This is a genomic window from Acinetobacter sp. YH12231 (assembly GCF_013417755.1).
Taxonomy (GTDB): domain Bacteria; phylum Pseudomonadota; class Gammaproteobacteria; order Pseudomonadales; family Moraxellaceae; genus Acinetobacter; species Acinetobacter amyesii.
In genome coordinates, this window is sequence record NZ_VPDJ01000014.1 from 36889 (window position 1) to 47953 (window position 11065).

Below are 11065 nucleotides of genomic sequence, written 5' to 3' on the forward strand. Positions count from 1 at the left end.
TATAACAGTTGATAACGCTTAGGGAAAAGTATTTTTAGGCTTTTATACCAATAGACGCGCTTTAAAGCTCGCTTAAGGTCGCATCTTTCTGTACGCTGCTACTCTCAGTACTTAAGGTTTGATGCAGACTTGTCGCCTGTGGCAACCAGACTTTAAATTGTGTGCCTTCACCTTCTTTCGAATTCACCACAATTTCACCCTGATTTAAGTCCACAAAACGTTTACAAAGGACTAAACCCAACCCCGTACCACGTTCTCCTGCCGTACCTTTAATACTAACCGTCAGTTTTTGCTGAAATAAATCATCAATCTGAGCTTGGGTCATCCCCAATCCAGTATCTTGAATAGTGAATACAACCCGTTCTCCATCTCGATCGGCTGAAATCGTCACCACACCTCTACCATCGGTATGGGTAAATTTCAATGCGTTTGACACCAAGTTTTGCATCACTGATGTGATCATATTGATATCTGCATTAACTTTTATGCCTTCAGGCACGGCATTGATCAGTCGAATATTTTTCTTCACAGCCAAGCTATTTAAGACATCACTTACGATTTTTGCAGACTGATGTAAATCAAAATTAATCGGGTGATAAACAAAGCGACCACCTTCTGCCATAGCCCAGTTTAATAAGCTTTCTAAGAGGTTATACGTCGACTGTGTGGTGTCATATAAATAGTCTGCAATATTTTGCACACTCGAATCATCTAAGGTATTGCGTTCCTGCGCCAAAACTTCAGAAAAGCCCAATAAACCATGAAAAGGTGCTCTTAAATCATGCGCAATAATTTGGAAAAATTTAGTCTTACTAAAATTCAGTGCCGACTGCTGTTCATAGGCTTCTTTTAATTCAGCATTTTCAACGCGAAGCTGAATAATATTGACTAGACTTTGTACAAATTCTTCAACGATCTTTAATTGTTTGGCTTCAAATGCAGTGACTTGATCATCGAATAAAATAACTTTACCGATAGAGTCTTGATCATATTTTAAATCGAAAGCGACTAGACGCTGATGCCCTAAACCCAGTTCCTGCATATAGTCGGAATAAGCTTGGTAATTTTCAGCGTCTCGGTCTATACGAGAATGTTCAGCAAAAAACTGATCTAGACGATCATCATCAGCTTCGGCCATAAATGCCTTAAATATGTGCTCTGACGCATACCATATATAAGGTTCATTTTTAAATGCGAGGACAGCATTATCGACTTGCACAATACCACGCGCAAACTTTAAAAATTCTGCAATGCGGTTGTCGTCCGTATAAACCCCCATCAATAAAGACAAACGACAGGCAGTTAATAATTCGGTTTGTGTACCAATATCCAGTAAACGTAAAGCCATCCCGTTGCTCTCCTCAGGGTTTATCTTAAAGATAAAAACCAACTGTTCTGTTCAAGATTAATAGCAAAAATAGCCCAAACACTCAATAACAAAACCCAACAAAAAAACAAACATCATTTACGAATGCGCTATTTAATCGAACTTTCATCCAATTAGAAAATAAAAATATCTATAAAGAACATAACATTAAAGGTAAAACAAAAATTAAAACAATAAAATTAGAAACTTAAATTAATTTAAATTTTATTAACTGTTTATTTTAAATCGTACTTTTCGCGTTTTATTCAAACTAAAAACATGACCAAAAGAAACATTCACTTACATAAGACCTAAAAAACTGGGTTTAATTTTCTTTAACTCCATCACAAAAAATAGTGAGTTTTATGACTATTCTATGACCAGATTGCTCATCAGGATGCTCGTTTCAGTCAGCTACACTAAATGAATCTATTTTTAAGTTTTTCTATTAGACTAATTTATTAGTTTTTATCAGTTATGTGTGTCATTTGAGCATTAAACCATACTTGCTTGCTTTTACTTTATTAAACTGAGCTAAAGATTCGTTTCATGCTTCTACTGCACATGAACTCATTCACCCAAATGACTGAAGCTGAAAAAGTGCCATGCCTTATTCATCAGATATATAAGTTATCGCATAAGCATTCCGCGAGCCTTCAAAGTCAAACGTAGCATCAAACTCACGTCGTTCTTTAATAAAGTCCCCAATCCTGACTAATTTTCGAACTTCCGCACCAAATCTACACCTAAAAGTTAAGGCATTCGGTTTGACCTATCAAACGCTTTACTTTACAACTAAAACTCGAACGAGCCATAAAGAACAGATCAGCCCCAAAAAAATGATATAAATTTAATTGTTCAATAGCTTTAAGCTATGAATAACAAGCTTTCAATATTTCCCTTCTCGGTTTTGCGCTAAAATTGGGCGTCAAACTGCACTTCTTTTGTATCATTTTTCTACGAAATGACCACATCACAGGATCTTGCGTTGACTGAAAAGCAATGAACCCCGATACTTTCATAGTTTTATTTAAGCAAATCGGTTCATAGAGGCGAGCCACAAGCTCGGACCTCAAAGACACAATCTAAAGCAAGGGGCTATATATGGCTGGTGGAAAGTCAACTATCATCTACACACTGACCGACGAGGCGCCATTATTGGCGACTTACTCTCTGCTGCCGATCATTGAAACCTTTACTAAACCTGCTGGCGTTGAAATCGTTAAACGCGATATCTCAGTTGCAGCACGTGTACTCGCTGAATTTTCAGACTACCTAAGCGAAGAACAAAAGGTGCCAAATAACTTGGCAGAGCTTGGACAATTAACCCAAGATCCAAGCACAAACATTATCAAACTTCCGAACATCAGTGCTTCAGTTGGCCAATTAACTGCTTGCATTAAAGAATTACAGTCTAAAGGTTTTGCAATTCCGAACTATCCAGAAAACCCAGCGACTGAGGAAGAAAAAGAAATCAAGGCACGTTATAGCAAATGCCTAGGTTCTGCTGTAAATCCTGTACTTCGTGAAGGTAACTCTGACCGTCGTGCGCCTACTGCAGTAAAAAATTACGCGAAGAAACATCCGCACTCTATGAGCGAATGGAAACAGTGGTCACAAACTCACGTTTCTCACATGGACGAAGGTGACTTCTACCACGGCGAAAAGTCTATGACTTTAGACCGCGCTCGCAATGTAAAAATGGAATTGATCACTAAGTCTGGTGAAACTATTGTTCTTAAGCCTAAAGTTGCGCTTCAAGACGGCGAAATCATCGACTCAATGTTCATGAGCAAAAAAGCACTTTGCGACTTCTATGAAAAAGAATTAGATGATTGTAAAGAAGCAGGCATTTTGTTCTCTCTACACGTAAAAGCGACCATGATGAAGGTGTCTCACCCAATCGTTTTCGGTCACTGTGTGAAGATTTACTACAAAGAAGCATTCGAAAAACACGGCAAATTGTTTGATGAGTTAGGTATTAACATCAACAACGGTATGTCTGGTCTTTACGAAAAAATTGAAACTCTTCCGACTTCTCTTCGTGAAGAAATCATTGCTGACTTACATGCTTGCCAAGAACACCGTCCTGCACTTGCAATGGTTGATTCTGCAAAAGGCATCACTAACTTCCACTCACCTAATGACGTAATTGTAGATGCATCTATGCCCGCAATGATCCGTGGTGGCGGTAAAATGTGGGGTGCTGACGGCAAACAGTACGACTGTAAAGCTGTAATGCCTGAATCTACTTTCGCGCGTATCTACCAAGAAATGATCAATTTCTGTAAATGGAATGGTAACTTTGACCCACGCACTATGGGTACTGTACCTAACGTTGGTTTGATGGCGCAAAAAGCTGAAGAATACGGCTCACACGACAAAACTTTCGAAATCGCTGAAGCGGGTGTTGCAAACATCACCGACCTAGAAACTGGTGAAGTGTTGATGTCACAAAACGTGGAAGAAGGCGATATCTGGCGTATGTGCCAAGTGAAAGACGCTCCGATCCGTGACTGGGTGAAACTTGCTGTGACTCGTGCACGCAACTCAGGCATGCCTGCGATCTTCTGGCTTGACCCGTACCGTCCACACGAAAACGAACTCATCAAGAAAGTTCAAACTTACTTGAAAGAGCACGACACTACTGGTTTAGACATTCAAATCATGTCTCAAGTACGTGCTATGCGTTATACACTTGAACGTGTTGCTCGTGGCCTAGATACAATTTCTGTAACTGGTAACATCCTACGTGACTACCTAACAGACTTGTTCCCGATTATGGAATTGGGTACTTCTGCGAAAATGCTTTCTATCGTGCCTCTAATGGCTGGTGGCGGCATGTACGAAACTGGTGCGGGTGGTTCTGCGCCTAAACACGTACAACAACTTGTAGAAGAAAACCACTTACGTTGGGATTCTTTAGGTGAGTTCTTGGCACTTGCTGTTTCTCTTGAAGAAATGGGCATCAAAGAAGACAACGCGAAAGCTAAACTTCTTGCAAATACACTTGATGCTGCGACTGGTAAATTGCTTGACAATGACAAGTCTCCATCACGTCGTACTGGCGAACTTGACAACCGTGGCAGCCACTTCTACCTTGCTAAATACTGGGCTGAAGAACTTGCTGCGCAAGACGAAGATGCAGAGCTTAAAGCGAAATTCGCTCCTCTTGCTCAAGCACTTGCTGAAAACGAAGAAAAAATCGTTGCAGAACTTGCTGAAGTTCAAGGTAAAGCCGCGGACATCGGTGGTTACTACGCTGTAGATACAGCAAAAGTAAATGCTGTAATGCGTCCAAGCGCAACTTTAAATGCTGCTCTTGAGGCTGCTCAATAAGTTGATGCTGAACTAATGCAAGTTAGGGATGTAAAAAACCAGCGCGAAAGCGCTGGTTTTTTTATACCCTCATTTATATAGTGTTATGACAACTCTTTCATTTAATGCTTAGATCTAAATTTTATGAATGTGATTTATCAAAGGTTAGGATTTTTCATTCAACTACAGCCCTAAAATAAGGAAAACCTAAAATGGCAAATTCATGGGGAATACCAAAGCACATAGAGGATGCGGTCTCGGAGCGAGACCTGTGCTGTGTATATTGCGGCAAAAAGTTTGGCACTGAAAGAGCCAACAAGAAGTCTTGGGAACACATTATCAACGATATAAGAATTACAACCTTAACCAATATTGCATTGTGCTGTGTTGGCTGCAATGCATCTAAAGGCAATAAAGACTTAGCAACTTGGTTCCACTCTGAGAATGCTCGAAAAAGAGGTGTCAACACTGAGACAATTGCAGATGTCATCAAAGTAGCTTTAGATAGTTAATAAATCTTTTAAATACTACAAGCCCTATAAGACACCCGATCAATCACATTTGATTATTGTATTGATCTAATAATTTAAGCTTAGCATCTGATTCCACCATGAGTACCCAAACAAAATTCAGGTACTCATTTTACGAAGTGACCACCTGAAACGTGGCTAGTGAAATCATTGGAAATTTTCTAGGAATTTTATATAATTCATTACTTTTAGACATAAAAAACCCCAAGTCTTAATAAGCTTGGGGTCTTTTAGAATTTTGGTCCCGAGGGTCGGACTCGAACCGACACATCATCTTATTGATTTACATTAACTTATCAAATTAACACCCCACCTTGGATGTCTTCATGGATGTCTATTACCAATAATGATTCAAATGTCCGCATAATAACCAAACAGTATCATGCAGCAGTTGTTTGGTCTGAATTAGCCAATTCATCAGCCAATTGCTCTGCTTGTTCAAGTACTGTCTCTGTTGCAAGCAAAGCCATATCAGGTGGATAACCATAACGCTTAAGCAATCGCTTCACTACAACTCTCAACTTAGCTCTTGCTGACTCTTTTACAGTCCAATCCAAAGTAACATTCTTTCGAATTGATTCTGTGAGTACCACTGCAAGTTCTCTGAGAATATCCTTCTGCATCAACTCTCGAGCACTGTCGTTGTCTGCAACTGCAGAGTAGAAAGCATATTCGTATTCAGTCAGGTTGAGTTCTTCTGCGAGCTTATCTGACTCCTGGATTGCCTTTGCCAACTTAATGAGTTCATCAATTACTTGGGCTGCTGTCAGCACCTTGTTCTGATAACCTTTAATTGCAGAACTCAGCATATCCATGAGCTTCTTACCCTGAGTAACACTACGTTGCTCACGAACCTTGATTTCATCACCAAGGAGCTTCTTCAATGTCTCAAGCGCAATGTTCTTGTGTTGATAGCCTTTCATCTCCTGCATGAACTCATCGGAGAGAATGGAGATGTCTGGCTTCTGGATTCCTGCTGCATCAAAGATGTCCACCACCTGTTCAGTAACAAGAGCCTGGTCAATGGTTTGTTTCACCTTGGCTTCAAGCTCAGCATTACTCATACCTGAGATTTTGCCTGAACCATCACTGAACTTGGCAAGTCGTGCTTTCACTGCTTGGAAGAATGCAACAACAGGGGCTGCTTCCATTGCATGTGGATGAGGTACAGCTAAAGCAAATGCTTGTGACATTGCAGCGACTGCTGTCAGGAAGCGAGTCTTACCTTCACCTTGGTCTACACCTAAGATGTGCTCTTCTGCTTCTAGGATAATGTTGAGCTTACGAGAGGTATTCGCTGTGAAGTATTCTTGATAATTGAAGCCATGCATGATGCCATCAATCACTTCGAGCTTCTCTTGAAGAATGGTTGCAGCTTCATCCTGCACTAAGGCTGGATCACCTTTACCACCTGCTTCAGAATAGAATGAGAGGGCTTCTTTCAGATCAGATGCAATACCAAGGTAATCAACAACAAGTCCACCAATCTTGTCCTTATAGACACGGTTCACTCGTGCAATCGCTTGCATGAGGTTATGACCTTTCATTGGTTTGTCGATGTAGAGCGTATGCATACTCGGTGCATCGAAACCAGTCAGCCACATATCACGCACAATGACGAGCTTCAGTTTGTCATCGTTGTCCTTCATACGATTAGCCAGGATTTGGCGTTGCTGCTTGGTCGTATGGTGCTTGGCAATTTCTTCACCATCCGAAGCAGATGAGGTCATCACGACCTTGATTACACCATCGTGCAAGTCATCACTATGCCATTCTGGTTTGATCGCTACAATCTCGTTGTAGAGGTCCACAGCAATGCGACGAGACATGCTGACAATCATGCCTTTACCTTGGTTTGCATTAGCAACAAGACGTTGCTCGAAGTGTTCTACGATATCTTTAGCGATGGCTTTGATACGTTCTTTACTGCCGATCAGTCCTTCAACTCTCGCCCACTTCGCACGCTCTTTTTGTGTTTGGTTTAAGTCGTCTTCACTGAATTGTTCGTCGAAGTCTTCGATGAGTTCCTTACCTTCATCACTTATCGCAATCTTAGCGAGTCTGCTTTCATAGAAGATACGAACAGTGGCACCATCTTCAACTGCTTGAGAGATGTCATAGATGTCCACATAGTTACCAAAGACTGCCGGTGTGTTTACATCAGTCTTCTCAATAGGAGTTCCTGTGAAACCAAGGTATGTAGCATTCGGTAAAGCATCACGCATGTACTTTGCAAAACCATATACAGTACGTTTACCTACCACTTTGCCATTATCATCTTTGACATCTACCTCTTTGGCATTGAAGCCATACTGTGAACGATGTGCTTCGTCAGCCATGACGACAATGTTGGTTCGATCTGAGAGTTGCTCGTAGACACTGCCACCATCTTCAGGTTGGAACTTCTGAATAGTTGTGAAGATCACACCACCTGAACCAACCTTGAGTAACTCTTTAAGTTCTTCTCGGCTATCCGCTTGCTTAGGTGTTTGTCTTAACAGTTGGCTTGATGCAGCAAAGGTTCCAAAGAGTTGATCATCTAAGTCATTACGGTCTGTGATCACAACAACTGTTGGATTATCCAAAGCCAAGACAATCTTACCCGTGTAGAACACCATAGACAGCGACTTACCCGAGCCTTGGGTATGCCAAACTACACCTGCTTTCTTGTCACCTACTGCTTGTTGCTGTACAAGTTCGAGCTTACTTCTGCCTTGATGTTGCATCGCAAGTTCTGCTGACTTCGAGTCCGAAGACATTGCAGACGCACGAATAGTCGAGAGTACTGCTGCATTCACTGCATAGTACTGATGATATGCAGCCATCTTCTTGATGGTCTTAATCGTGATTAAGCCGTTCGTATCTTCTTGTTTGTTGGATTCAAACACAATGAAGTGCCTAATCATGTCCAGTAAAGTCACTGGATTCAGTAAACCATGTAGTAAGACTTCAAGCTGTGCCTGTGTCTTCTTGGCTTTGGTTTGACCATTAGATGTCTTCCACGCCATATAGCGACTCAGGTCTGCTGATACCGTCCCTGCTTTCGCATCTAAGCCATCAGAGATGATGTTGAAAGCGTTGTAGGTAAACAGACTAGGAATTTGGCTTTGGTAGGTCTGTATCTGCTTGTATGCGCCTTCTACAGTGGCATTCTCATCTGCTGCATTCTTAAGCTCAATGACCACTAAAGGTAAGCCATTCACATAGAGAATCATGTCAGGTCGTCTAGTCCAACGATCCTCCTTTATTGTGACTTGGTTTACGACAAGAAATTCGTTATTGCTTGGATTGTTGAAATCAATAAGCCAAGCATATTCACCTTGGGTATTGCCATCCTTACTGACTTCGATGTTTACACCTTCAGTCAGCAAGCGGTGAAATGCTTGGTTATTGGTGACTAAATTAGGGGAGGATAGATTCGTAATTTGCTTGAGTGCCTCGATGCATTTGTCCTCACTTAGATGTGGATTCAAACGCTGCAAAGCTTTCTGTACTTTGGATTCTAAAATGACCTGTTTGTAGTTTCGTAGAGGGTTGTTTCCCTTGGATTCAATATCTGGCCCATACACATAGGTATAGCCCATCCCTTCAAGCTTCTCTATTGCCATCAGCTCAATGTCTGATTCGGTCATCTTAGTCACTTGAATACTTCCCCCTTAATTCTTTCGTTAGTCTTTTAGCCATGACCACAATGCAACTGCTCCTGCTCCTATCGCAGCACCTGCTGCAATTGGTGCAAGAATAGGTGCAGCTACTGCACCACCAATGAGGCCTGCTGTTATAGCTCCACCTGTAGCAACTGTCCCACCTGTAACTGCCACTAAACCAGCAGCACTGGCTCCTCCAATTGCTGCTCCTGTGCCAAGTCCAATACCACTCACTCCTGCTGCACTTGCAATACCTAATGCAGCAGTTGTGGCTGTTGTTGCTGTATACATTCCCCAACCTGCATACATCATGCGTAAACCAATAATTGTAGTTGTTGTTGTCGTCACGTGCTTTCTTACTTTTTCAACTTGCTCACTTCTGTGTTCACCTGTAATGCACCAAACAGCAAAGTGCTCACAATTATTGGTAAACAGGTTATAGCTATTTTCATCCAACCTACTTCGTGCACGATCCACAATCTCAAACTTGGAGTAGGCAACAACTTCAGGAGAGTATTGAATGTGATACAGAGTGTCTGCATCACCTTGGAATTCCTCCAACGATGTAATAGTGATTTCGCCTTTCTTAAGAGGTTCGGAGAAACCACTATAATGGGCAACTAAGTCTGTACCATTGAAGTTTCCAAGATAAATTCCATGATGGTCATACAATCCTCTTGATGCCTTAATATGGATTCCTGACACAACCAAATTCCCTTCTAAAGGTTCTCCCACAAAGCACCATTCGACAAATTCTTCTCCACTACAAAAATGAGGTAGATGTTCTGGTTTATCCAAGGCTGTTAGGGCTCTATTCAGGACTGTGATGTCATCATATAGTCTCTTATTATCTAAGTAACGATATGTGGTATAGCTATCATAAGGCGCTAAAAAATCTTCTAAAATTTGTAGTCTGATTTGAGAATCTTCTTCGGAAAGAAATACCACATACTTACCTTTATCTCTTTCCATCAGATAAAGAGCATGTTGTTCGGATATGCCATCAGACACCATAAAGTGCGTTGCTATTTTAAGATCGTCCATAATGCCCCCTCTGAATGTAAAAAAAGGTGAAACCAATAAATGACTTCACTTAAATGAAATGCTCTTATGCGCTATCGTGATTACTCATCATAGACGTTATAGCCATACTTCTGTACTGCATCCTCAATAGATCCCTCAAACTTATGACAAGCAGAGAGGTAGAGTTCAGCATCAACCATTAGAACACCTGGTACACCTAAACCATCATTGAGTGGAATCAGAGTCTTTTGTGAACCGATCTGAACTGTTGGTCGTTTATATGAGCAATTCACAGTGACTTTATGTGGCGATCTGTTCCAGTCAATTTTCTTGGCTTCCCACTCACGGCTCCCACCCAGCAAGGTGACTTGGATCTTGGATTCTGTCGCTGTCTTGTTCAGTTGTTTGTAAGAGACAAACTTGGCGACTGAACAAGGAGAGTGATAACAAGTTTCTATGACTTTACCTTTTTGTATACCGCTATGATTGAATTTAGCTGGTGCTGCTTGGACAGTGGTAGCAAAGCCAACTACAGCAATCAAGCCAAATCCCATTTGAGTCAAGTGCTTTATCATTCTGTTTCCCCCTCCTTAATTCTCTTCTACTTAATCCATCGGCACAGTGATCTTGTGAATCTTCCAACTCAATCCATCACGAACCATGAGCACTTTGACTTCTTTGGATTGATTCTGATCTTTAATCACCACCTCAAAATCATTTAGGGACGTGTAGCCCGCTTCATATTCTGGCTTAGGTTCTTCTTTTTCTTGGTTTGATGAATCTTGACCACCCATTGAATGCTCTGCTGAGTCTTTTAAGTCTTTACCTTGTAGCATCAAGGTCATACCTTCTGGTGTGACCAAACCATCAATCATCTTATCGACCATTGTAGATGCGAGCATTGCACCTAGTGCTGCAAAACCATCATCTTTTTGGTTTGCCATCTCTTTCATCATCATGGCATTCATTTGGTCTTTGAAGCTCTGACGAACACTTGGATAGTCGATGTACTTCGAAACAGTTTCGCTGTCACCTGCCTGCGCTGCTTTCTTGATGTTATTGATGGCAAGGTATGGTGTTGCATACACATAGCCACATATCACGACGACTAGAGCTATGATTGCCCCTATCAGCTTCTTATTCATGTTTACCCCTGGATGTAAAAAAGGTGAAGCCATCAA

General features: G+C 41.3%; 7 protein-coding genes. 2 read left to right on the forward strand and 5 right to left on the reverse strand.

The features are described 5' to 3' along the window. Positions 1-61 precede the first annotated feature (61 nt). The gene (locus tag FTV11_RS10000; RefSeq protein WP_180073938.1) at positions 62-1348 is read right to left on the reverse strand and encodes a sensor histidine kinase KdpD; all 1287 of its coding nucleotides are present in this window, start codon (positions 1346-1348) and stop codon (positions 62-64) included. A 1122-nt stretch (positions 1349-2470) separates the two neighbouring features. Here FTV11_RS10000 and FTV11_RS10005 point away from each other — a divergent pair. Both FTV11_RS10005 and FTV11_RS10010 read left to right on the forward strand, forming a co-directional pair. Continuing rightward, on the forward strand, positions 2471-4705 hold the full coding sequence (locus tag FTV11_RS10005) for an NADP-dependent isocitrate dehydrogenase (protein WP_180026752.1): 2235 nt from the start codon (positions 2471-2473) through the stop codon (positions 4703-4705). A gap of 191 nt (positions 4706-4896) precedes the next feature. Then, a complete protein-coding gene (locus FTV11_RS10010; RefSeq protein WP_168378735.1) occupies positions 4897-5196 on the forward strand; it encodes an HNH endonuclease in 300 nt (99 codons plus the stop codon). Between the two features lie 398 nt (positions 5197-5594). Here FTV11_RS10010 and FTV11_RS10015 read toward each other — a convergent pair whose 3' ends face one another. The 4 genes from FTV11_RS10015 to FTV11_RS10030 all read right to left on the reverse strand — a co-directional run bounded on the left by FTV11_RS10015 (position 5595) and on the right by FTV11_RS10030 (position 11029). Continuing rightward, entirely contained in the window at positions 5595-8846 is a 3252-nt protein-coding gene (locus FTV11_RS10015) for a type I restriction endonuclease subunit R (protein ID WP_218950516.1), read from the reverse strand. A gap of 36 nt (positions 8847-8882) precedes the next feature. After that, positions 8883-9905: a lecithin retinol acyltransferase family protein gene (locus tag FTV11_RS10020; protein ID WP_180073940.1), complete on the reverse strand. Its 1023-nt coding sequence runs from the start codon at positions 9903-9905 to the stop codon at positions 8883-8885. Positions 9906-9985: 80 nt separating this feature from the next. Continuing rightward, positions 9986-10459: a hypothetical protein gene (locus FTV11_RS10025; RefSeq protein WP_180073941.1), complete on the reverse strand. Its 474-nt coding sequence runs from the start codon at positions 10457-10459 to the stop codon at positions 9986-9988. Positions 10460-10489: 30 nt separating this feature from the next. Then, positions 10490-11029: a DUF2939 domain-containing protein gene (locus FTV11_RS10030; protein ID WP_180073942.1), complete on the reverse strand. Its 540-nt coding sequence runs from the start codon at positions 11027-11029 to the stop codon at positions 10490-10492. Positions 11030-11065: the final 36 nt, after the last annotated feature.

Excerpts from the sequence above, each read along its gene's own strand:
- FTV11_RS10000 (WP_180073938.1), bottom strand. The coding sequence starts at position 1,348 with ATGGCTTTACGTTTACTGGATATTGGTACACAAACCGAATTATTAACT.
- FTV11_RS10005 (WP_180026752.1), top strand. The coding sequence starts at position 2,471 with ATGGCTGGTGGAAAGTCAACTATCATCTACACACTGACCGACGAGGCG.
- FTV11_RS10010 (WP_168378735.1), top strand. The coding sequence starts at position 4,897 with ATGGCAAATTCATGGGGAATACCAAAGCACATAGAGGATGCGGTCTCG.
- FTV11_RS10015 (WP_218950516.1), bottom strand. The coding sequence starts at position 8,846 with ATGACCGAATCAGACATTGAGCTGATGGCAATAGAGAAGCTTGAAGGG.
- FTV11_RS10020 (WP_180073940.1), bottom strand. The coding sequence starts at position 9,905 with ATGGACGATCTTAAAATAGCAACGCACTTTATGGTGTCTGATGGCATA.
- FTV11_RS10025 (WP_180073941.1), bottom strand. The coding sequence starts at position 10,459 with ATGATAAAGCACTTGACTCAAATGGGATTTGGCTTGATTGCTGTAGTT.
- FTV11_RS10030 (WP_180073942.1), bottom strand. The coding sequence starts at position 11,029 with ATGAATAAGAAGCTGATAGGGGCAATCATAGCTCTAGTCGTCGTGATA.